The organism is Dactylosporangium cerinum (assembly GCF_042653625.1).
GTDB lineage: Bacteria > Actinomycetota > Actinomycetes > Mycobacteriales > Micromonosporaceae > Dactylosporangium > Dactylosporangium cerinum.
In genome coordinates this window covers 249,354-271,906 of the sequence record NZ_JBHSIU010000013.1, presented here as the reverse complement: position 1 = coordinate 271,906, position 22,553 = coordinate 249,354, and the positions used below count along the sequence as shown (strand labels likewise).

Below are 22,553 nucleotides of genomic sequence, written 5' to 3'. Positions count from 1 at the left end.
ATCGCGGCGATCGCTGGACGGGTACCTCTGCCGGGCTGTGACGGATCAACAGCAGCATCGCGGGTAGCAGGACGGCGGCCAACACGCCGGCGGCGACGACCAATACGACCGTAGCGGTATGTGACGGCGCCGCGTTCCACCTGCTCGTGCCGGGTATGCGCCGGCGGGTGTCGGGCCTGCTGGAGGTGGATGCGTGTGTCGTGTTCATCGCGGATCCGCCGTGGCTGGTTCCCCGGATCGGGCGTCGTTGACGGTGATATGCGCGGCGGATGTCGCGGTGCCGCGGTCGGCGCAGTGTCTGGCGACGGCGGCCGGGGTGAGGGTGGTGTGGGCCCAGATCTGTACGCGTGCACGGCGTTGCCCGTCTCCGTCCGGCACGACGTGGATGGTGTGTGCGGTGATGTCGGGGTGGGCGTCGAGCGTTTCGCGGAGCGCGGCCACGGTCACCCTGGCGCCGCCGGGATCGAGGTAGTGCCTGGCCGGGTCGAGCCGCCGCAGGGTGAGGTTGCCGTCTGGGTCGAGGGTGCCGATGTCGCCGGCGGTGCGCCAGGCTCCGGCGGTGGTGCACGGCAGGTCGGCGCGGTGGTTGGTGGCGCCGCGGCTGGTGGAGGCCTCGATGAGCCCGGCGACGCCGCGCGGTGTCGGTTGTCCGGACGGGTCGACGGTCCGCAGGTGGATGCCCGGCAGCGGGGTCAGGACGTTGGGCGGTCCGCCCGCACGGCTGAGGGCCCCGTCGTAGGTGGGGGCGTGGTACCAGGCGGTGACGGCCGCGCCGGCCTGGGTGGTGAGCGCGGCGAGGTAGCCGGCGTTGACAGCGGGTACCGCGGCGGGCACGACGATGCGGCGCAGCGCCTGGGTGGCGACCGGGAGCCAACCGGCGACCGCCTCCTGGTGTCGGATCAGTGCGACGAGCTGCCCGGCGGCGAGGACCGCCCAGTCAGCGCCGGTCTCCACCGCGGTGGCGAGCCAGTCCTCGGGCTCGAACTCGTGCCGCAGGACGATCGTGCCACAGGCGAGGAGTTGCCGGACGGCGGCCTCGAAGATCGCGGCGGCGTAGAGGGGCGAGGTGATGAGTGCGGTGCCGCCGCCGGTGAGGCCGATCGCGTCGCCGAGCCGGGGGTCGGTCGGCGGCACGCCACCGGTGACCGAGATGTGGCGGGCGCCGAGCTCGGCGTGCAACTGCGCGCGCCACGGCCGGCACGTGTGGGTGACGCTACTCGCCTGCTGTACGGCGGCGTTGAGGGTCTTCAGTCGCACCGTTGTCGCAACCGGCAGCGGAATACCGCCGGTCAACCACACTCCCAGCGCGGCCGCAATGGTCGCGGCGTCAGGCCGGGCGACGACCGGCACGATCGTCTGGTCGGCGGGGCGGCGCGCCGCGTCCTGATACGCCAGCTGCCACAGGTCGGCGAACGTGGTGCTGCGGTGGCGGTCGATGACGGCGACGCGGTCGGGTTGGGTGGCGGCGAGGTGATGGAACCGGGCGATGATGTCTCGGACAGTTGCCGAGGCCGGCGCGGCGGCATCGGTGTCGCTGGTCATGATCTGCTCCAGGTCGGCGTATGGTGAGGTGATACGGGCCGTGCTGCGGCTGCGGCTGGGTCTGTGCCGGCGACGGTGCCGCGCTGTGGACGGCGAGAGGTCACGGCAGCAGCGCCGTCCAGATGGCCGTGAGGCCCGCCAGCTGGGCTGCGTCGTGCCGCTGGCGGCCACCGGGCGCGGTACACACCGACCGGTGACGCACCGCCGCCATGATCAAGATGTGGATGAAGGCGGTCGTGTGCGTCCGGGCCGGGTCGCCGGGTTCCGGAAGCAGCCGGCTCGCCTGCTGGATGTACCGCTGCGCCTCGGGGATCCGCCGGCAACCGGCGAGCAGGCCGACGAGCTGCAGCACCAGGGTCAGACCGGCCGGGTCATGCGCCCCGAACTCGTCGATCCAGGCGTTCCAGCCCGCGGTCGCTTCCCGGAGGGCGATGCCGCAGCGGCCCGCGCCGTGCAGCTGCCCGGCCAGATCGACCCGGGCGGTGAGGTGGGCGGCGGTATTGCCGTGGTCGAGGTGCAGCTGGACCAGCTGACGCTGCAGCGTGCGCGCCTCGCTGTCCAGGCCGTGGCTGTACAGCACCCAGATCAGCGCCTCGGTGGCCTCCACGGTGCGCGGGTGATGCACACCGTGCAGCGTCCGGGCGGCGCGGTAGGCGTACTTCGCCCAAACTGTCGCGTCCAGCAACGCATCGGCGGCAGGGGCTGCCGTACGGGCGTAGCACATCGCGGTCTCGATGAGCGCGGCGTCCGGCAGCTGTGTCGCCGGGTCACGGCCGGCGAGGACGACATAGCCATGCAGCAGGACAGCCAAATCGTCGACCACATCGGCATCGGTCGGCGCACCTGCGCGCATCAGCACGAGGCGGGCCGCCTCGGCGGCTGTTGCGGTGCCCACGGGGTCCCTTCCTAGCGATCATTTATAGGTGTGGTGCGGGGTGGCCCGGCCTCCCTGGGAGGCACGAAGGCAGGGCCACCCCGCGTGGACGGCGGCGGCTTCGGCGGTAGGCCGTCCGCTGTCCGTCCGGCGCCCGGCCGCCGCCGAACGGCACGGGCCGGGCGCTCGTTCCGGTCCGCGAACCACGACGGCGTCGGTGTCAGCGGGACTGTCCGTAGACCGCGACCGCCGCCTCGGCGATCAGGTCGTCGGTCGCGCCGATCAACTGCTGGACCTCCGGCATGCTGCGCCCGACCCAGTCGGCCAGCGCCTTGAGCAGGCTGCGGACGTTCAGGCCAGATCCGTCGAGGTACAGCTCGGACGTCAGGTCGAGGGCGAGGATCAGGCCGGCGAGCGCGGCGGTCTGCGGGTCCGGTGGTGTGTGTCCGGTCAGGACGCTGCACAACCGGCCACGCACCCGGGCGATGACCCCGGTGTCCGTCGGTGGGTACCGGCGACGGCCGCCGCTCAACCTGCGCCGCTTGAGCTCCTGGACCAGGTCCCCGGCATACATCCCGGCCGCGGTGCGGTCATAGGCGTGCACAGCGATGGCCCGCACCGCGTCACGGACCGAGTACGACCGCTGCGGCCGGTCCAGCACGGACGTACCGCGGTTCCCGCCCAGCGTCCGGACCACCCAGTCGGCGACCGGATCACCGGACACATCCGCGTTGACGACGACGACCTGCGACCCAACGAGCCGGATCCGCTCAACCGGTCGCAGCAGGTCGTCGATCAGGGCCGCACCCGCCAGTGCCACGGCGTGCGCGCCCACGTTGGTGAGCGGCTCGCCGGTTTCGGAGTGGGTGAGGAAGAACAGCTCGACCCGCAGCGGCTGCCGCAGATTCGGCGGCGGCGCCTCACCGATCGGGTAGGTCTGGTAGGTCACTGCTGGTCACCGCATCGACCGGGCCAGGTCACGCAGCCGCCGGTGCGTTCCGCCGTATGCCGACGCCCCTTGCAGGATCGCGGTGTCGATGGCGGCGTGCATCGTGTACAGCGGGTCGCACACGTTGCCCGGCGCGGCCCTGCCGGCCTGCGATACCAGCTGGTACGCGTCGAGGATGTCGAGACCGGTCAGTTCCGCGGTCCAGGTGACGAGGTCATGCTGGCTGATCCGGAACGCGTCTTCGAGCGGGCGGGCGGCGCCGATGCTGATCAGCTGGTGGTCGGTCTCGATCCGCGGCCACGGCGTAACCACGCCCCTGATCACGTCGACGGCGACGGTGACATGCATCGCCGTTTCCACCGCGACCCCGCACATCTCGCCCTGTCCCTGCCGGGCGTGGCCGTCGCCGATGGAGAACATCGCCCCCGGCACGTTCACCCCGAGATACACCGTGGTTCCGGCCCGCAGTTCCGGGGTGTCGAGGTTCCCGCCGTGCCGGTCCGGCACGATCGTCGACCGCGCCTCACCACCGGCCGGGGCGACCCCGACGGTGCCGAGCATCGGATCCAGGGGAAGCTCCACCGTGTAGTCGCAGCGGCGGGCGTGGTAGCGGACCACGCCGGCGTCCGCGTCGATGGTGTACCGCCAGACGAGCTCATCCAGGGGCGGCTGCAACATGGCCGTGGTGTGGGTGCCGGTCAGCGCCCCGAAGTGCGGGAACGTCGCCGACATCCCCCAGTCCCGCGCGGGAGCGATGTCGATGAAGTGCAGGGCGAGGGTGTCGCCGGGCTCGGCGCCGGGGACCCGGAACGGGCCGGTGACCGGGTTGAACTGCCGGCACACCTTCGACGGCAGATCATCCGTGCTGAGCACCGCGCCGCCGAAGCAGTCCTCCGTGCTCGTTGACAGCACCTGGCCGGGCAGCACGTCAGCGATCGGATACCGGCCCCCGCCGAACAGGTACGTCAGGTCCGACTCGGTCATCTTGTGCTCGACCACGCCGTTCATGCCGCGTCCCCCGTCCCCGGCATGCCCGACAGCTTCGGCCGGCGCCCGGCCGCGTACAGGCCGATCAGGACGACGACACCGATGCCGATCCAGACGAACCCGAGCCGCTGCGCGGCGACGTCGGCGTTGATGACGACATAGGCGAGGATCGCGAACCCGGCCGCGGGCATCAGCAGGTGCGACCACACGTTCCGGGACCGCTTGCGGACCAGGTAATGCCAGACGACGGCGACGTGCAGTACGAGGAACGCGGTCAACGCCCCGAAGTTGATCAGCGACGACAGCAGGGCGATCCCGTCGGAACGCCACGCCATGTACAGGCCGATCGCCACAGACAACACCCCGGTCAAGGTGATCGCGTTGCCGGGAACGCCGGACCGCACGGACACCTTGCGCAGGAACGACGGCAGCTGCCGGTCCCGGGCCATCGCGAACAACAACCTCGACGTGGCGACCTGCGCGACGAGGGAGTTCGCGACACCCCACGCGATGGCCGTCGCGACCGCGCACAACGTCGCCAGCCACGCCCCACCCGCCTGCCGGGCCGCATCGTAGAACGCGACCCCGTCCGGATCCCCGCCGGCGAGGAGCCCGGCCGGGTCGGGGACGAGCAGCGCCGCGATCCACGTCTGCACGATGAACAGCAGCCCGGCCACACCGAGCGCGGCGACCATCGCCCGGCCGATCTGGCGGGCGCCGCCGGTGTTCTCCTCGGCCAGCATCGAGATGCCGTCAAAACCGAGGAAGGACAACACCGCGATGGACACCGCGCCGAACACCACCTGCCATGTGAACGTGTCGGCGTTGAACAGCGGCTCCCACGAGAACCTGCGACCCCGCCCGTTCAGCATCGCCCACACCCCGACCACCAGGAACACCGCCAGGACGATCAGGGCACCGATCAGCATGATCCGGGTGATCAGCGCGGTCATCCGGATCCCCCGCAGGTTCACCACGGTGTTGAACGCCACGAACCCGAGCAGCCACGCCCACACCGGGATCGCCGGGACGGTGGCGTGCATCGCGACCGCCGCGATCAGGTACAGCAGACTCGGGACAAGAAGGTAGTCCAGCAGGACCGCCCAACCGGCCAGGAACCCCACCCACGCGGCGATCCCCCGGCCCGCGTAGTTGTAGACGCTGCCCGCGAGCGGGAACGCCTTCACCATCTGCGCATACGAGGCGGCGGTGAACACCATCGCCACCATCCCGACGAGGTACGTCAGCGCGACCATGCCGCCGGAGCCGCTGTACACCGACCCGAAGATCCCCATCGGCGCGATCGGCACCATGAACACCAACCCGTAGAACACCAGATCCTTGAACCCGAGCGTCCGTCGCAATTCCGGTCGGTAACTGGCCGTCGTGGTTTGACCGTTCACATTGATCGGTATCCGCTGTTCGGTACTCATGTTTCGTCCTCCCCTGGTCGAGTCCGCCGCATGCCTCATTGCCTGCGGGCGCGGCACATCACACGCATCACCGCCTGATACGCGGATGCTGAATTGATTCGTTTGCAAGCCGTCTGGCTATGTCCGCCGTCCGAGTGGCAGCCTGGTGACCGGTTGACCATCGCGCTTTGACGCATCCCCGTCGATACGTTGCATGTGGACAGACGTGTTGTCTGATCCGCAAATCACGCATGGTCAGACCGGACCGCGCGTTTATTGCGAGGCCGCCGTTGCCCACAATGGCTGGAGCATTGACGGCGAACTTGCTGGGTATAACCCGGCCGCCGCTTGGTCCTGCCTGATGCCCGGCGTTGTTCCTTGAACGCACCCGGCTGGACGGAGGCGCTGCTCACGCCCAGCCGGGGCGCGTATTGGAGGATCATTCAGATCTCAACGGCCTGTCCAGGGCGCGGATGCGGACATCTACGTTGTCCGAAGCGCTCGCGACCCACGGATACGCGACCGGGCTTCGACCTGTCGGCTGAACGGAAGCGCCGCGAGGTGGCGGGCGCGGGGTGAACAGATCAGCGCCGCCGACCTGTACTCCGATGTAATGCCGACCCTTGCAGCGATGCGATACGCGGGAATCTGGATCGGCGTCGCGGCAATCAGACAGTCCGGGCGCTGCTGCGGCGCGGACCGTGGGGAAATCTGTGGGCGGATGAACCCGCTGGTGCGGCAGACCGTTTACTGGGTGGTCGATTCGCTGACGGACCTGGCCGACCGGCTCCTGGCGCCTACGACCTGAGTTCCGCGGACACTTCGATCCATCGTGTCAGCTCACGCAGCGCCGGCGGCCCCGGCGGGAGCAGTCTCGCGAGCATCAGCAGCGCCGCCTTCACCTGCGGTGGTATCGCACGTGCTGCAGTGCCATCCTGCATGCGAGCTGCAGCGCCTCGAGCGCGCTACAGCCTTCCAAGCTCAGTCGTTCGTCAGTTGCTTGGCGAGTCCTTCAAGGCTGTCCACACGAAGGTGCGCCTGCTGCACTTCGGGCTGCGTGGCGTAGTAGTAACCCCATGGGCCTCGCTTGACGAAGACCGTCACGAGGCCAGCTTCGCGGGCGGGCAGGATGTCGTTGTCGAGGCGGTCACCGACGTATGCGATCTGCTCGGGTTGGCAGGGCGCGGACTCGATGAGCGCGTCGAAGAAGGCCGGCGTCGGCTTCTCGGCTCCCCAGTCGTCGGAGGTGGCGATCAGGTCCACGCCGAGGTTGAGCTCGTGGAGCAGGCGCCCTGCGCGTGCGGTCTGGTTACCGGCGACGCCGACGAAGAACCCCGCTGCCTTGAGTTCGGCGATGCACGCCCGGACGTCCGGGTAGAGGTCGCGTCCGTTGAAGTGTTCGGCGAGGCCGGCGTCGGCGCGGCGCTGCCGTTCGGCGGCGAGGTCGAAACCCGGCTGGAAGTGCTGGAACACCTCGCGATAGTCGCGTCCCTGCGCGATGACCTGCCCGAAGACCGCGGAGAACGTGTGCCGGGGCACGCCGAGCCAGTCCGCCCAGGTGCCGTACTCGGTCGACTCGTTGATGAGCGTTTCGCCGACGTCGAAGTACACCGCGCGGATGGAACTGGAGGTGTTGGGATCGCTCATGAGCTCAGTACGGCCAATCGTTCGTCGAAGTCGCGGACTGCGGGCTGATCTTCCCATGGACGCAGCCGGGCCCGGATTGCGTGGAGGCGGTCCGCTCCGGTGGCGTAGCCGAACCGCTGCAGGCTCACGATGCCCTCGGTCGCGACCGCGCAGGCCTGCTCGACGTCCGGACCGTCGCTGGTCAGGTAGCTCGTGGCGATGTCCGCCAGGAACACTGCCCGCTGCTTCACTGCCTCGGGTTCGAGTCCGTTCAAGGCCGAGGTCAAGACGGTGCGGGCGTCGCCACCCCGGCCCAGCCGGAGCAGCGTGTAGCCGTGGAAGCCCGCGAGACGATCGGCGGAGTAGTAATCGAGCCAGACCGGCACGGGAGCCTGGTTCGGCTGCGCGATGAGGTCCGTCGCCCGTTCGAGGGCCTTCAGGGCGAGGGTCGGCGCGACAGCCGTCACCAGCTCCGACTCGACCGCGGTGACCCAGGATTGCAGCGTTGTCACGCCGCTGGCTGCGGCATGCCGGGACGCGTCGCCGAGGTAGTCCATGGAGGCCGCGACGTTGCCTTCGCGGGCGGGGACGAACGCCAGGTGTCCGAGCGCGGCTGCGGCAAGCGCGTTGTTGTCGGCCTGGAGGGCGGCTTCGTGCGCGAGGCCGAAGTATCCGCGGGCCTGGTTGTCGTTGTGCAGGTCGAAGAAGGCGAGGCGCCCCGCCAAGGTGCTGACCTCGCTGCGGTTGCTCAACGTCCGCCGGCGCAACGTGCCCTGCGGCAGCTGCCGGAGGAGGTCGGCGGTGGCGTCGAGGTGCGAGCGGACCAGCGCAAGCAGGTCCCGCGGCGACGAGCAGTCGTGGTAGAGCCGCCGTAGCGCCTCCGCACCGTCTTCGAGCCTGACCACCTGAGGTTCGGGCGCGCGGTGTACGCCGCTCGGAGGCGGGATGGTCAATGCGGCCAACGCTTGCAAAACGGCACGCCGACGCATGTCGTCGACCTCCTCCACAACAACGTCGCCATGCGGTTCTTCATGGCGGCAGTCATGGCCGGACGGTGACGCCGGCCGAGCCCGCCCCCGTTCGCTGACAAGGTCGGGAAGGAATCGTGCGAGATCTCCGGCCGCGCCCAGCACGGCATCACAGTCTTCGACGAACCGAGCGCTGGGCCAGCGCTGCGCCTTCTCGACCTTCGCGACAAGGTCAGCGGAGACAAACAGCTTTGCTGCGAGCTGCGCCTGCGACAGTCCTTCCCGCTCACGGCAGCGCCGGAGCCGGGCACCGAACATGTGCTGCGGCGACGCCTCCGGCGTCAACTGCCGCGGCGTTTGTCCCATCCGGACCCCAGGTGACTCGCAGTTCGAGATCACGATGCACCAAAATTCGACTCCGACAGTATCAGCGGCCCTGCACGTCAGCCGCGCATGACCGTCGATACCACCGAGCGAGTCGACTCCTCTCATTGAGCCCGACTGCCCACGAACCGGCAAGCGCGCGCATGCAGACAGTCGAGTTGTCTGCATGCTCCCGGCCTCGGGCACGAGATGTGGGACGGCCACTGATGCGGACAAGCTAGCTGTCCGCATGCGGAGCGTTGCGTCACGCATACGTATCGGTGTTAATGGATTGATCCCGCAGCGGTGGCCCGTGTTTGAAAGGGCCAGAAGTGGCGGCCCACTCAATGATCATCGCCGGTTGAACACCTATTTGGAAGGCGCGGGACTCAATGTTTCGTGATCTGACGAACGCCCCAGCCACCTGCACGTCCGTGCCGCTGGCCGGTCTGCCTCAGTCAGCCGACCTGGTGATGGTCTTCGGGAATCCAAGTCGGTCGGCAAGTGCGGCGCCCTCGATGCTCGATGCAGCTGGGGAACTCGCACAGCACCATCTGGCGCAGTGGCAGGCGGAGGATTTGAGTCGAGATCACCGCACCGACGACGCGGCGGTCGCGCGGGCGAAACGGCAGATCGATGCGATGAACCTGATGCGCGCCGAACTCGTCGACCGTGTCGATTCGCTGATCGACGACTCGTTGCCGGCCGATCCGCACGCATCGCTGCACACGGAAACGCTCGGCCAGCTGGTGGACCGGCTCGCGGTGGCGTGGGTGCGGTCGCGGCGGCTCGCTGAGGTCGCCGGCCGCGACGCTGCGCTGCGCTCCGACGCTCGCCGGGCGATGACGCTTCTGACGCAGCTGTGCGATGCGTATGACGACCTGCTGCGTGACCTCCGAGACGGCCGGCGCCGCCTGCCCGCCTGGAGGACGCTGAAGCGCTACGGAACGACTCGATGAGCACGGTGATCTCGCTCAACGGCGCGGACAACGTCGGAAAGAGCACCCAATTGCGATGGCTCGCCACCGCGGTTGCTGACTCCTCGATGCGCGGAACCATCGACCGATGGCACACCCGGTGGGTGGAAGTGTCGGAAGGCGACTTCTCTCGCTGGTGGTTCCAGGACTCGAGCACGACAGAGCATGTGCAGCTCGTCTTCGACAGCCACGCCGCACGCCGGAAAGGGGCCGACGAGTCGGTGCTGCTGGAAGACCGCGGCTGGCCGATGCTCGTGGCAGTCTGCGCGGCGACAGCGGCCGTGAAGGACGGCCTCCCTCCAGCAACGGCTTTACATCTGGTGGAGTCGCTCGTTGAAGACCTACGGCCGACGCTGGCATCCGGGGTACACATACTTCTTCGGCACTCGGTAGACCCGAGTCGTGAGGCCGCGCTGGCGCTGGCACGCGAAGCAGCGCCGCCGTCGCCGTGGTACGCCGGATATCAGCGTGCGCTGGCAGCGATTCTGGAACTGCAAGCGGCCCGTGGCGACTACCCGATCGTGGTCGTTCGCGACGACCGATCGATTCTCGACATCCAACGAGACGTTCGCGAGCAGCTCATTGCCATCGGCGTGGGCGCCCGCGGTCTGCCGTTGGCCGCGCTCGACCGAGTCTGGGTGTTGGCGGGGCTGTCAGAGAGCGGCAAGAGCACGGTCGGTGCACTGCTGCGCGACGAACACGGCGTCACTCGCCTCAAGATCGGATACCTGCTGGACGTAGCAGCGGCACGCGCACAGGTCACCGATCCATACACTGCCTGGAACGAGCTGGAACAGGCCGAACACCTCGTAGAGGAACTGGTTTGTTTCTCGGCATCGTCGAAGGCGTCGACGGTGAGTCTGGAGAGCGCCCACCGTTACGAGGCGACTCGCCATCTGCGGCGCCTCATGGGCGGGCTCTGTCAGGTGGTCTACGTCCACGCCGATGCGCCAGCCCGCGAGTTCAGGGCGGCAGAGCCGCTGGCCTCGCTACGCCGACGAGACGTCATCAAGCAGGACCGCGGCGCTGACCGGATCGAGACCGACGCCGACTGGGTCCTCAATAACTCCGGCAGCCTGGCGGCACTGAAGCTCGGCGTCACCACGATGGTTCGCTTGGCCAAGCTGCCCGGTCGTCCCATGAAGGTGTCCGCTCAAGCACGGGACTGTTTGAGCGTGTGGCTGGCGAGCGGGACGGTATCCCTGGTCGACGAGGACACAGCCGCAGTGGTGGCCACCGGAAGCGCGAACACCGGTGGATGGCTATCCGGCTGGAGTGACATCGACCTGCTGGTCATCCGCGACCGGTACCCACTCGACCGACTCCAGCATGCTCCAGCGCTACCTCCCGCCCCGAGCGAGGCAAAGGTAGCGGTCACCTACGTCACCACCGCGGAGGTCAACGCCGGCCTGGTGGTGCCGAGAATCGTCCACAGTGTGCGACAGGCTCTTCGAGAGCCCGAACGGATCTTGTTCTGCCGAGACGGATTCGAGTTCCCAGCGTTCACGCTCGCCGACGATGACGTGGCCAGCCGCGGTGAGCTCGCGCTCGTCGTGATGACGTTGCGGCGCCTGCTCGCCGCACCGTCGCTCGATGTCCGCGCCGTACACAAACACGTCCTCCTGATCATGAAAATCCTCCTGCGCGCCAGCGACGTGGAGGTTGACGGACACGACGGCATCGTCCTGGCGTTCGCGGGGCTCTTCCCCGAAGCGTTGCCGTTGCCGTCGCCGGCCGAGCTTCTGCCTGTTGTGCGCGACGCGGAAGCAGTCGCACGTGTCGTCAGCGCGGCAGGTTCCGTGCTCGACATCGTCGCGAACCTCGATCAGGTCCTGGTACGAAAGGTGCTTCCACGATGATGCTGCCGTTGGCTTCGGCTACCGCTTACCCGGCGCGGTTGGTGCCGCGTCTGGGTGTCGCCTCGGACGTCCGGAGGGTTCGTGTCGTCCACCAGCTTGACGGGATCGACGACGAGGTTGATCCCGTCGATGTGCTGACAGTGGGCCACCGACTGTGGAGCACGTGGCGACAGCACCCGGACTTCGCCGCGCATGACCTGATCCTGGGGTTGGATGCCGGTGGCATCCTGCCGACGGTGGCCGTCGCGATGGCGAGCGCGACACCGTACAGGCTCGCCTGGAAGGTAGATCTCGACCTGCCCGACAAGCGCGTGTTCTACGAACGCCATGCTCGACGGGTCGAGGTTTTCGCATACGGGCAGATGCGGGGACGGCGGATCCTCATCGTCGACGACGAGGTCACCTCCGGCGTCACCATCGCGGGCCTCGCTGAGGTGCTCCAAGCGGCGGGCGCCGTAGTGGTGGGTGCCGTATGCCTCGTGGAAGAGACCTCCGGCGGAGGCCGTTCTCTGCTGGAAGGGCTGCGGATCCCGTGCTGCGCACTGACGACCATCTGAACCTGTGGCCAGACCAGCGTGTCCGCGAATTTACAGGTGGACGCCTCATCGTGCCCCGAGAGACGACTCCGCTCGGACGGCTGTTGCCGTATCGACGCGCAGCCGGGGAGACACCACCGCCAGGGATCGGGGAGCTGGTCCACGAACGCGGGTGGTCGGTCGATCTCGGCAACCGAGGGCTCGGTGATGTCCTGCTCGGCCTGGCGATGGTACGGGCGCTCCACGACGTGACCGGGGATCGGTTCGAGCTGGAGTACCTGGGCCCACGGCCAGGCTTGATGCGCCGCTCCACCCTGCCGATGCGCGTCGGGCAGAGCAACGAGACCGGTCACATCGTGCAGACCGTGACCGCTCACCCAGTGCCGTTCGCTGCGATGCCGGAGGAACCGCCGACATGGCTGGACCTCCTCGACGGCGACCACGTCGAGATCCATGCCGCGCTTCCGATGCGCTACTACCTGCAAATCGAGCTGGCCACCGGCTGTCGACTACCCGCAGCGGCCGCTCCGGCGCCCGCCTTTACCAGCACCATACTGGCCGCCGAACCGTTCCACGTCGTCTTCGCCACCACGACAAGCATGCCCGGCCGCAAGGACTACGGCGCCGCACAGTTCGCGAAGGTCGCCGCCGAGCTGACGAACCGGGCGCACGGAGACTGGCGCTTCACGCTGATCACCCCGCTGGGCGCAGCCGGCCAACGACTCGCCTGGCAGGGCCCACCGGTTGCGGTACTTGATGGCGCCGACGCAACCGACTGCATAGACGTGTTCGCGAGCGCCCAACTGGTCGTCGGCAACGACACCGGCTTGACGCACCTTGCTGCGCTCACGACGAGGGTCGACGGGACCGGCCCCGACGTCGTCGGGCTCTACGGTCGCCACGCGCACACCAAATGGATCACCGGATCACCCCGGCACCATGCCATCGCAACCCCGTTCTCACAGTTGCTCGCTGCTGCTGATCGCTGCCCGGTTCGCGATCGGTACGACGACGGCGTCTGGGGCCGCAGCGCGGATCTGCCATCCATCAGCCCTACCCAGGTCGCCGAATACGCCGGCGTTCGAGCGGGCTGGTGGTGAGCGATGCTCAGCATCGGTCATCACCGGAGATTCACCGCCAATCACACCTGGCACGTGAACCTGCCGGGGCACCGACTGTTCCTGAAGCTCAGCCCGAATCCTGAAGAAGCGATTGCCGAGCGAGCCGGCCACGAGCAACTGCGCGGCCACTACCCTGTCCCGGTACTTCGTGCGTGCCTTCGAGCGCACCGATGGACGTTGCTGGCATATGACCGGTTCGGCGGCGAGATGCCTGGTCAAGGCCTGCTGCTCGATGAGATCAACTACGCCGATCTGACCGGTGCTCTGACACGCCTGGATCACTGCCTCGACGACCTGCTATCTCACTACCAGCAGGTCATCGCAGCTACGGCCGTGCGTACGCGACTCGCTGATACGACGAGCAAGCTGTATGGCGACAGGGCAAGCGCCGGAGGGCGCCTGGATTCGTACTACCGCAACGGCAGCCACCTGCTGACGTTTGCCGACCACGCATCCGTCAGCGCCGCCGACCTCGCGACCACCACGCTCCTGGTCGACGGCCAACCTCACAACGTCGACTTCGAGCGGCTCATCACCGTCCTGCGGTGCAGATTCGACCCTGATCGCATCGAATGGGCGGCCATCACACAGGGCGACCCGACAGACCTCAACCTCGGCTGGACTCCCGAGCAGGGCCCTGTCTGGTTCGACTTCGACACCGGCGGCCGCAACGCGCTGGCCGGCGAGTTTGCCTGCTTCCTGTGGTACCAGCACCTCCACGGTGGCTGGCTCGTCCCGACCTACAACCCGGCGGCGTTCGTCGACCACCCGGCCGCCCTACAGCACCGCGTCCTCAATAGGCCCAGCGTGCAGGTACGACGCGAGTCCGCCCGGGTCATCTCTATTGACCGCCGGCACGAGCCATCGGCGGCACGCCGCCACACCATCAGCCGCTACGTGCACGAACTCGTTACCCCGACGGCGATCGCGCTGGGCGTTGACGACATCGTCGGCTGGCTCCGGCCCTGGCTGATCATGCGCCTGCTTGCGGTGTACCACCTCGGCCGACTGACCGCTGAGGACGCCGGCCTTCACCTGGCGTATCTCACCCAGATCCTGGATCCGGACACGACTTTGGACGGCTTGTTCGCCACGACAGCGCCGATCGGGAGGTCATCATGACGCGGCCACTCGCCGTCGTCACCGGAGCCGGCAGCGGCATCGGTGCTGCCATCGTCCGCCGGCTGGCGACCGAGTACGACCTACTCCTGGCCCACCTCACCGACGACGAAGACCTGAAGAACACAGTCGCCAGCGCCGAAGCATGCCGAAGCAAGGTGCACACCTTCGTCGGCGACCTCACCGTTCCCGCCGTCGGCGCAGACCTGACCGCCGCGATCAACAACCACGGCGAGCGCCTTGAGGTGCTGGTCTGCAACGCGGGAGCGTACCCCCGCATCCCCTTCGCCGAACTCACCCCGACCCGCCTCCAGGAGGCGCTCACGCTGCACCTCCACGCACACCTGATGTGCGCCCAAGCAGCCAGTCGCCACATGATCAGACTCGGCCGAGGGCGCATCGTCATGACCTCGTCGGTGCTGACCCAGATCGGCCGGGCAGAACTCGCCCACTACATCGCGGCCAAGGGCGGTCTCGAAGCCGCAGCCCACGCGCTCGCACGCGAGCTCGGACGGCACCACATCACCGTCAACACCGTGCGGCCGGGCTCCATCGAGGTCCCGGCCGAACACGCCGTCGTCGACGATCACGACGCCATGGTGACCCGGCAGCTCGCCCGTCAGTGCATACCCCGGCGCGGACGACCTGACGACGTCGCCGCGGCCGTTGCCTTCCTCACATCGGCCCAGGCCGGGTTCATCACCGGCCAGACTCTCACCGTCGACGGGGGCTGGCACCTGACATGACCAGCACCGACGTCATCTGGATGAGGCATGGTACCTGCACCGACGGGCGCGAGCGCCCTGACGCTCACGCGCGCCCAGGAAGCCCGCTCCATCCGGACGGCCTTGCGCAGGTCACCGCCGCCGCCCGGTCGCTCGTCCGCGAGGGTTGGCGGCCAGCTCTCATCATCACGAGTCCACTCCCGCGCGCCGCTGCCAGCGCTGCAGCAGTCGGCCTGGTCGCCGACCGAACTGAGATCCACCAGGACGACCTGCTCCGGGAGTGGGCCGCCCCTGCATGCGTTTTGGGCCGCGGACCCAGCGACTACTCGCCTGAATACCTCGCGTGGCGGTCCACACGACTCGTCAACGTCGACACGGCATTGCCGGGTGGGGAGAGCCTGCGCTCGCTGCGAGACCGTGCCGTCTCCGCCAGCGCCCGCATCAACTCCCTTGCCCAGCAATACGGTGCAGTCCTCGTCGTGTCACATCAAGTACTTATCGGCTGCGTCGCCGCCGCCGGAGCCGGCGTCCACGACGTCGCGGAAGTCTTCGAGCACGCCCGGACCTTCCGGCTGGAACCCGCAGGACTCTGGCACCCACAGTCTTCCCAGCTCCGATCGCCGGAGGAACGCCGCCCATGAGCCGCCGACGCGAACCCGCCCCACCCGATTCCCGTCGGATTGCCGCAGTGATCTGGGACATCGACGACACCCTGGTCGACACGGCTCCGAGCTACCTCATAGGCCAGCGCGAGGCCATCGCCCGGCTGGAAGTCGAGCCGGCGGATGAGCAGCACGCGCTGGAGCTGTGGAACCATCTCTTCGCGCACTTCGGTCAGGCCGACCGGTCCAGCATCCTCCATGCGATCTCGATCGAACTGGGACTGGCCAAGCGGGATGCTACGGACCTCGCTCACCTTGCCAGCTCCGTCCGCCTGTCCTGGCATGTTGGTGTCACCGCCCGCGACGGCGCCGCCGAGTGCCTGTCGCTTCTTCACGCCGCCGGCTCAGCTCTCGGCATCGTCAGCAACGGCGAGCCGGAACCGCAGAAGCTCAAACTCAAGCAGGCCGATCTGTCGAGCTACTTCGCCGACGAGGCCATGGTGTTCACCCCCGCTGGTTCGCCGGGCGCCAAGCCAAGCGCAACCGGTCTGCTGGCCTGCGCACAGGCGCTGAACGTGCGTCCCGGTCAGTGCTGTTACGTCGGCGACAGCCCAACGGACATGATCGCCGCCAACCTCGCCGGGATGACGGCGGTGCTCGTAACCTCCACGCCGAAGTCGGCCCGTTTTGCAGTCGAGCAACCTGCGCACGCCGCAACGGACCTTCACCAGCTCAGCCGATGGCTGGCCGATCGGATCCGCCAAGAGGACGGTCCACCGCCGACACGAGCTGGCCGGGCGGCTGGCGGACACCTGAACCACCTGACGTACTAGACAATGATGCCCATAGGGCACATCAGTGCACGGCCAGCAAGCGAACGAGCCGGCGCAACCCTACCCAAAGGAACAGCATGTCATCAGTGGTGAAGCGCGCAGCGAGAGCGATCCTGATCGACAAGGAACAACGGTTGCTGCTGATCAAACGGACGAAGAACGATCAGCCGCCGTACTGGACCGCACCAGGTGGAGGTGTCGAGCCCAGCGATGCCTCCATAGAGCAGGCGATGCGACGCGAGCTGCGTGAAGAGATCGGGGCCGAGGTCGGCGCAGCACAACAGGTGTTCCTGGTGTCCACCCCGACCGGCGAAGCAGGCGTCGGCGTGCAGCACTTCTTCGTGTGCCGCCTAGAGCACCTCGAGTTGGACAATCGATCCGGACCAGAATTCGCCGACGCCAGCCGAGGCGGTTACGACCTCGACCGGATAGCGATCGGGACGGACGGCTCAATCGAAGTCGACCTGAAGCCGGAGTCCCTGAAAGCGTTCATCCAGACGAACTGGGCCGCGCTTACCGATGCCGCGTCAGGTTCGACCGAACAGGCCACGGCCGCGCCCACGCCGTAGACAGCGCGGTCGTGCTGATCGCCTCGGCGCCAAACCGCTGCTGGAATCGTCTGGCGCCACGGTGGAGCTACTCGCGGCGCGTGACGTTCTGTGATAACCAGGCCCACTGTTACGGTATCCACCGCAACAACCACCTGGATGCGACTCCCCGACGAATGAACGGCAAAGGGCTGTTAGTCGTTCGCTTGGCGCTGCCGCGCAACCCGCAGTCGGGTCTTGACGGTCGACGACGGCCGGTGGCCTCATCATCCCGATGCTGGCAGCAACCATGCGGAACACATACGACGGCGGCACCGGGCAAACCCGGTGCCGCCGTACCCTCGTAGAATCTGCCGATCTACGGCAGTGTCAGCCGCTGCGGTGTGCCGCTCGAGCTGGCATGCAGCGGACCTTGCCGGGCAAGGCTGCTGACCTGGCCCGCCGGGACCGATCCAGGCAGGAACTCGAACGTGCCGGACACGTCGATGACGACGTCGACCTTCCATGCCGCGTTGAACACGTTGAACTTGTTGCCTGGGCCGACGGGCACGAAGGCGGCGTTGGGCCGGACCTCGTGCGGCGTCAGGTTCAGGTTGCTCACCGTCGGTTTGGTGTCGCCCGTCGCCCACAGGCTCAGATACGTCGAGTTCGCCGGGTCGATCCCGGTCACGTTGGTCACCAGTGCGTACGTGTTGTCACCGGCGACCGCCGCCGGGGCGGTGACCGTCTTCGTGCCGGCGCCGGTGAACGTGCTTGCGCCGAGTCCGTCGCGCGTGTCGACGATGCGCGTCGGGGTCAACGGGTGGAACCGCAGACCACCCGGGATCTGACCGTCATCGTAGAAACCGAAGATGTCCACGACGATGTGCGTGCTGCCGCCGGAGAAGTTACGGACGGCGATCGCGGGGTAGCCACCAACGCCACACTGAGAGCACCACGCGGTCGGCACGACCGCGAAGTTCGGCACCACCGAACCCGGCGTGAAGTTCAGCGTCGACGCGGTCGGTGGCTGACCAACGCCGCTCCACGCGGTCACAAACCCGCCCATGGTCGGGGCGACCGCGGTGATGTTCACCGCGAGGGCCCAGATGTGCGAGTCGAACGCCTCGCCGTAGCTGACCGGAATCCGCACGGACTCGTTCGGCGCCAGCGGGCCGCCGAACGCCGGGTCACGGGTGTCGAGGAGACGCTCCGGCAGGGTCGGCAGGTATTGCCCGCCGCCCCACTGGGTGTGGGTTTCGTCGTAGGCGTTGTAGTAGCCCATCACGTCGACGATGACCTGCACATTGCCGGCGGCGTTGTAGATGTCGACCTGACCGTCGGTGCCGACGGGCATGGTGACCGAGTTGGCACCCGTCCACCCCGCCGGGAAGTTCAGATTCGACGCCGTCGGGCGGGTGACACCGGTCGGGTAGACGGTCAGGTAACCCGCCGAGGTCGGACCGGTCACCGTCACGTTCAACACGACCGCCGAGACCTTGCTCAACGGCACGCCACCGCGACCCGTCACCTGCAGATGCAGCGTCTGGCCGCCACCGAGCGGCGCCTTCGGCGCGCCGTTGCCCTCCCGGGTGTCGAGCAGGCGGGACGGGGTGACCGGCATGTAGGTGCCTTCGGCGGTGAGGCGTCCGCTCATGGCCAGGCCGACCGTCCGCTTTCCGAACGTGGTGTTGTCCGGCACCGTGAGGGTCGCGGTCAGGCCGCCCAATGTGGTCGGCCGGCCCTGGACGCCGATCGTGCAGCTCTGCCCGTACTGGAGCGTGGCGTTGGTGCAGGTGTCGCCGGTGATCGTGTAGGCAGCCGGTACTGCCCCGCCGAGCGAGGCAGTACCGAGCTGGAGCGCCGAACTGCCCGACGACGTGATCGTCACCGTCTGCACCTGCGAGCCCTGCCCCAGGTCAACCGTGCCGAAATCGAGAAAGCTGGCCGACCGGATGCCGTTTACGTAGGACTGATCCGAGTGCCAGCGGATCTCGCCGTACGTGTCGTAGCAGTCCTGGTAGTAGGTGGCCGCGATCGAGGTGATGGCGTTGGTCGCCGGGTCGACGGTCAAGGCGTGGATGGTCAGCGAGCCCAACGAATCGCCGCAAGTCAAACCGTCGCCGAACACGTTCAGCGCGTAATGTGTCGCGTCGCCCATCGTCCTCGTGGGGAACGTGCCGACGCCGAGCTTCTGCCCCGGCGGCGCGACCACCAAGGCATGGAACCAGTGACCGAAGTCGGGCGTGTTCGCCGAGAGGTCGAAGCCCGCGGGGCCTCTCGCATTCAAGGCGATGCTGGCGTTGCCGGGATCGAAGCTGTAGTTCCAAGCCGACCCGTTGATGGTGAAGGCGTCGTACGGAGCGGTTGGTGCGGCCGCGTTGGCCACACCAGGTAATGCCGTCACGGCAAGGACTACTGCTCCGAAGATGGCGCCAAACTTGCGCAAAAGGCGCACCTGACTCCCCGTCGTCGTCGTTCATGTTGCCAGAGCGGCTAGAGGCTAGTGGTATTCATGATTGGATTCAATTGACTGTTCGGTGGTCTGGTGGAGCCAGTCGGTCTTGACCAGTTGGAGCGCGAAGGCCCGGGCCTGCTGTCCAGTGCATGACGGGTGGTTCACAGACCTGTCTCGCGCCAAAGGGTCGCAAGAGCAGTGACCTGCTCCTTTGTAGTTGTGGTTAGGCTGCTCGGTGGTACGCGTTGATGACGCCACCGAGGACCCGTCGTCGCCGTATGGGAGCGTCGATCGAGCACGACAACACCCGGGCCGCAGTCGGGCGGCCGTTGATTCCGGCTCTGATGTGGACGATGCCCGTCGAAGTGCCATTCGTAGGCTCCGGTCGGGACGCGACTGGGGCTACGCCCGGGCAGGCGCCGACAAACCGGCACCTGAACAGTCGAGCAACCTTGGAGCAATCCAAATCCACAATGGACCGTTAACTCGCGCGTTTATGCAGGTAAATAGCGGTACGACACGGCCCGCAACCACGATTCCCGACGATTAAAAGTCCGCAGCTCTGCCATTGAGCTAGCAGCCCGCGGATACAGGGTACCGGTCGCCGCCCGGTCGAACATATCGACTTACCGTTCAGGCGCGTTTCCGCAGCTCAGCTGACCTGGCACGGCCTATCTCGTCCGGTCCTGCCGCCGCCTGCTGCCGCCTGAACGACCGAGAATTTGCCGTAGGGTCGAGACGAGCCGGTTCAGGCAACGTGCGCCGTGCGGACACCTCAGTTGAGGTGTCGCGGACGGCGTGGTCGCTGCTGTCGACGGCGATCGCGATACCCGGCCGTCCGGCCCGGTCGGTGGCCGGGCCGCTGTCCTGGCCGCCCATGGTGGCGATCACATCGAGGGTGGCGGTGCGTACGGGGCAGGTCAGGTAGTTGGTGGTGGCGGTGTCGGCGATGGCCTGTAGCCCGGAGAACGGACCGGTCTCCCAGGGCTGGACCTTGTCGATCTGGGACGCGAGGATCGCTGGGTCGGTGCCGAGCGGCGGGGTGATGCCGTCGCGGGAGCTGCCGGGTTCGCGTTCCTCGGTGCGGGCCTGCGCGCCCAGCGTGCCGTGCTGGGGCTCTGGATGCCAGCGGGAAGCGGGTGACGGTCTCGTGTCCGGAACCGTCGGCAGCGATCGCACGGACGTGGTCATCGACCGCTTCGGTGACGGTGGCCGGCTTCTTGAAGTTGTAATGATCCACCACCATGCCACCGGGTTGGCCTGCGACCACCTCGGCCACTGAACGACAACCGTCAACGCCGTGAACCAGGTCAAGCCTGACGCGATCGTGATCGGCGCCGGCGTCTCCGGACTGACCACCGCCATCTGCCTCGCCGAAGCCGGTGTCCGCGTCGTCATCTGGACGGCCGAGCCGACCGAGGAGACCACCTCGATGGCAGCCGGCGCGATGTGGGGGCCCTACCATGTGGAGCCACTCGACCGGGTCCAGGCATGGGGCGCCGCCACCCTCGACATCCTGAGACTCCTCGCCGATGACCCGGACGCAGGGGTACGCCTCGTCGCCGGCATCGAGGCCGCACGGGAGCCCGTCGACCCACCGGCCTGGGGCGACCAGCTCGACGGATTCCGCATGTGCGAAGCAGAAGAGCTCCCGCCCGGGTTTGCCGCTGGCTGGCGGTACACCGCGCCGCTCGTGGACATGCCGACCTATCTGGGACACCTGCGACGGCGGCTGGCCGCCGCGGGCGGTCACATCGAGCGGCGACGGGTCACGGCCTTCACCGAGGCGGTCGCCGAGGCGCCGATCGTCGTCAACTGCACGGGCATGGGAGCACGCGAACTCGTGCCCGACCCGGACCTCTTTCCGATCCGCGGCCAGCTCGTCGTCGTTGAGAATCCTGGGCTCACGGAGTTCTTCTCCGAGGACACCGGCTCGTCGCCTGACCTGCTGCACTACTACCCGCACGGCGACACCCTCGTGCTTGGCGGCACCGCTCAACCGATCTGCGCCGCGAGTACCTGCTCTCCTGCCGGCTCGGCGGTTTGACGTGGCAGACGGCTTTCGTTGCTGATGCGGCGGCAGGCACAGCTTGTGATCGCTCCCTGAGAACCAGATCTTCCGTTCCGCAGCCGCCACCCGACAGCGACAAACTGACGATCACGGCCGTGTTCGCGGGCCGCCCGCACCGCACGTCACGACCGGCGGGCGTCAGGCTGGCGCTCCGCCGTGTACAGCGTGGTCACGTAGTGGTCCACCACCATGCCGCCGGGTTGGCCCGCCACTACCTCGGCCACACCGTCGAGGAGTACCTCCCGCAGGACCGGGTCCAGCTCACGGACGTTCGGAAACGTTGCCCACAACCTTCGCAGCCGAGACGATCCGGGCAGAAGGCAAGCGGCTCATACTGATCGATGCGGGAGACTTCCCCTTCGACGGCCGCACACCGACTTCCGTCCGGACCCGGAACGGCCGGCTCTCCGGCTCGCCGACAACATCAGGTTCCCGCCGCATCGATCGGCATGACGAGCGATGTCGAACGCCTTCGCGAAGTTCTGCCCCAACTCGTGGCTCGTCGCCATCTGCAGCGTCTTACCGTCGCCCACCATGGCCTCGATGAACTCGCCGATACGGGCGTGCACGACCCGGAAGCGGTCCGGGCGGTCACCGCGCGGCACATCCTGCAGGAGTACACCCAAGGTGTCACCGACCGGATCATGGCAGCCGTCCGGGCCAGCGACATCTCCGCGCCTGGTCGCGCCGGCAGGTATTCCGGACACCACGAGCGCGCGCTGCGCTACCTGCGCCAGGCGCTGGAGAACCTGACCAACCGGCCCACCACATTCGAGTCACCGCGCTCCGCGGCGGTGTACTACCACCACGCTGAACTGCTGGCCCACGTCTGATTCCGCGAGATGGAACTGCCCTACCCGGATGGCGAGCACCTGCACCACGAAACCGACACCTTGGACGCGTACTACACCTAAATTAATGGCGACCAGCGAGAACGCGATAGCGGGTGCACACCACGAGTCCGAACGCGTTCTCAGAAGCACCCCTCACAGAGAGCGGAACGT

21 protein-coding genes are annotated in these 22,553 nt (G+C 67.8%); 11 read left to right on the top strand and 10 right to left on the bottom strand.

The window, feature by feature from the left end; translation table 11 throughout:
- Window positions 1-204: 204 nt before the first annotated feature.
- From ACFPIJ_RS13490 to ACFPIJ_RS13460, 7 genes are all read right to left on the bottom strand, one after another.
- Complete coding sequence (locus tag ACFPIJ_RS13490; protein WP_380115096.1) at window positions 205-1,542, bottom strand: class I adenylate-forming enzyme family protein; 1,338 nt, start codon at window positions 1,540-1,542, stop codon at window positions 205-207.
- A gap of 100 nt (window positions 1,543-1,642) precedes the next feature.
- Window positions 1,643-2,437, bottom strand: coding sequence for a hypothetical protein (locus ACFPIJ_RS13485; protein WP_380115095.1), 795 nt, complete (start codon window positions 2,435-2,437; stop codon window positions 1,643-1,645).
- 199 nt (window positions 2,438-2,636) lie between these two features.
- Window positions 2,637-3,365, bottom strand: coding sequence for a GPP34 family phosphoprotein (locus tag ACFPIJ_RS13480; RefSeq protein ID WP_380115093.1), 729 nt, complete (start codon window positions 3,363-3,365; stop codon window positions 2,637-2,639).
- A 6-nt stretch (window positions 3,366-3,371) separates the two neighbouring features.
- Window positions 3,372-4,373: an acetamidase/formamidase family protein gene (locus tag ACFPIJ_RS13475; protein WP_380115092.1), complete on the bottom strand. Its 1,002-nt coding sequence runs from the start codon at window positions 4,371-4,373 to the stop codon at window positions 3,372-3,374.
- Window positions 4,370-5,785, bottom strand: a complete 1,416-nt coding sequence (locus ACFPIJ_RS13470; RefSeq protein ID WP_380115091.1) for an APC family permease — start codon at window positions 5,783-5,785, stop codon at window positions 4,370-4,372. The genes ACFPIJ_RS13475 and ACFPIJ_RS13470 overlap by 4 nt, the downstream gene beginning before the upstream one ends.
- 960 nt (window positions 5,786-6,745) lie before the next feature.
- Window positions 6,746-7,411, bottom strand: a complete 666-nt coding sequence (locus ACFPIJ_RS13465; RefSeq protein WP_380115090.1) for an HAD family hydrolase — start codon at window positions 7,409-7,411, stop codon at window positions 6,746-6,748.
- Entirely contained in the window at window positions 7,408-8,724 is a 1,317-nt protein-coding gene (locus ACFPIJ_RS13460; RefSeq protein WP_380115089.1) for a helix-turn-helix domain-containing protein, read from the bottom strand. Before ACFPIJ_RS13460 ends, ACFPIJ_RS13465 begins: the two co-directional genes overlap by 4 nt.
- 515 nt (window positions 8,725-9,239) lie before the next feature.
- Between ACFPIJ_RS13460 and ACFPIJ_RS13455 the strand changes: the two genes are divergently transcribed.
- The 9 genes from ACFPIJ_RS13455 (at window position 9,240) to ACFPIJ_RS13415 (ending at window position 17,062) form a co-directional block, all read left to right on the top strand.
- Window positions 9,240-9,680: a DUF4254 domain-containing protein gene (locus ACFPIJ_RS13455; protein ID WP_380115087.1), complete on the top strand. Its 441-nt coding sequence runs from the start codon at window positions 9,240-9,242 to the stop codon at window positions 9,678-9,680.
- The gene (locus ACFPIJ_RS13450; RefSeq protein WP_380115086.1) at window positions 9,677-11,557 is read left to right on the top strand and encodes a hypothetical protein; all 1,881 of its coding nucleotides are present in this window, start codon (window positions 9,677-9,679) and stop codon (window positions 11,555-11,557) included. Before ACFPIJ_RS13455 ends, ACFPIJ_RS13450 begins: the two co-directional genes overlap by 4 nt.
- Entirely contained in the window at window positions 11,554-12,114 is a 561-nt protein-coding gene (locus ACFPIJ_RS13445; RefSeq protein WP_380115084.1) for a phosphoribosyltransferase, read from the top strand. Before ACFPIJ_RS13450 ends, ACFPIJ_RS13445 begins: the two co-directional genes overlap by 4 nt.
- Entirely contained in the window at window positions 12,090-13,193 is a 1,104-nt protein-coding gene (locus ACFPIJ_RS13440) for a glycosyltransferase family 9 protein (protein ID WP_380115082.1), read from the top strand. The genes ACFPIJ_RS13445 and ACFPIJ_RS13440 overlap by 25 nt, the downstream gene beginning before the upstream one ends.
- Before the next feature lie 3 nt (window positions 13,194-13,196).
- A complete protein-coding gene (locus tag ACFPIJ_RS13435) occupies window positions 13,197-14,336 on the top strand; it encodes a hypothetical protein (RefSeq protein ID WP_380115081.1) in 1,140 nt (379 codons plus the stop codon).
- Window positions 14,333-15,079: an SDR family NAD(P)-dependent oxidoreductase gene (locus ACFPIJ_RS13430; protein WP_380115079.1), complete on the top strand. Its 747-nt coding sequence runs from the start codon at window positions 14,333-14,335 to the stop codon at window positions 15,077-15,079. The genes ACFPIJ_RS13435 and ACFPIJ_RS13430 overlap by 4 nt, the downstream gene beginning before the upstream one ends.
- Entirely contained in the window at window positions 15,076-15,699 is a 624-nt protein-coding gene (locus tag ACFPIJ_RS13425) for a histidine phosphatase family protein (protein WP_380115077.1), read from the top strand. The genes ACFPIJ_RS13430 and ACFPIJ_RS13425 overlap by 4 nt, the downstream gene beginning before the upstream one ends.
- 47 nt (window positions 15,700-15,746) lie before the next feature.
- Window positions 15,747-16,493: an HAD family hydrolase gene (locus ACFPIJ_RS13420; RefSeq protein WP_380115076.1), complete on the top strand. Its 747-nt coding sequence runs from the start codon at window positions 15,747-15,749 to the stop codon at window positions 16,491-16,493.
- 77 nt (window positions 16,494-16,570) lie between these two features.
- Window positions 16,571-17,062: an NUDIX hydrolase gene (locus ACFPIJ_RS13415; RefSeq protein WP_380115075.1), complete on the top strand. Its 492-nt coding sequence runs from the start codon at window positions 16,571-16,573 to the stop codon at window positions 17,060-17,062.
- 337 nt (window positions 17,063-17,399) lie between these two features.
- On the opposite strand, the gene ACFPIJ_RS13410 is transcribed toward ACFPIJ_RS13415, so the two are convergent.
- Both ACFPIJ_RS13410 and ACFPIJ_RS13405 read right to left on the bottom strand, forming a co-directional pair.
- Complete coding sequence (locus ACFPIJ_RS13410) at window positions 17,400-19,427, bottom strand: choice-of-anchor D domain-containing protein (RefSeq protein ID WP_380115074.1); 2,028 nt, start codon at window positions 19,425-19,427, stop codon at window positions 17,400-17,402.
- Window positions 19,428-20,111: 684 nt separating this feature from the next.
- Window positions 20,112-20,669 (bottom strand): hypothetical protein, encoded by a 558-nt coding sequence (locus tag ACFPIJ_RS13405; RefSeq protein ID WP_380115073.1) that lies wholly within the window; start codon window positions 20,667-20,669, stop codon window positions 20,112-20,114.
- Between the two features lie 109 nt (window positions 20,670-20,778).
- On the opposite strand from ACFPIJ_RS13405, the gene ACFPIJ_RS13400 reads away from it, so the two are divergent.
- Window positions 20,779-21,525: an FAD-dependent oxidoreductase gene (locus ACFPIJ_RS13400; RefSeq protein WP_380115071.1), complete on the top strand. Its 747-nt coding sequence runs from the start codon at window positions 20,779-20,781 to the stop codon at window positions 21,523-21,525.
- A gap of 146 nt (window positions 21,526-21,671) precedes the next feature.
- Here ACFPIJ_RS13400 and ACFPIJ_RS13395 read toward each other — a convergent pair whose 3' ends face one another.
- Window positions 21,672-21,839 (bottom strand): hypothetical protein, encoded by a 168-nt coding sequence (locus ACFPIJ_RS13395; protein ID WP_380115070.1) that lies wholly within the window; start codon window positions 21,837-21,839, stop codon window positions 21,672-21,674.
- A gap of 273 nt (window positions 21,840-22,112) precedes the next feature.
- Between ACFPIJ_RS13395 and ACFPIJ_RS13390 the strand changes: the two genes are divergently transcribed.
- Window positions 22,113-22,382, top strand: coding sequence for a hypothetical protein (locus ACFPIJ_RS13390; RefSeq protein ID WP_380115068.1), 270 nt, complete (start codon window positions 22,113-22,115; stop codon window positions 22,380-22,382).
- The last annotated feature ends 171 nt before the right edge of the window (window positions 22,383-22,553 follow it).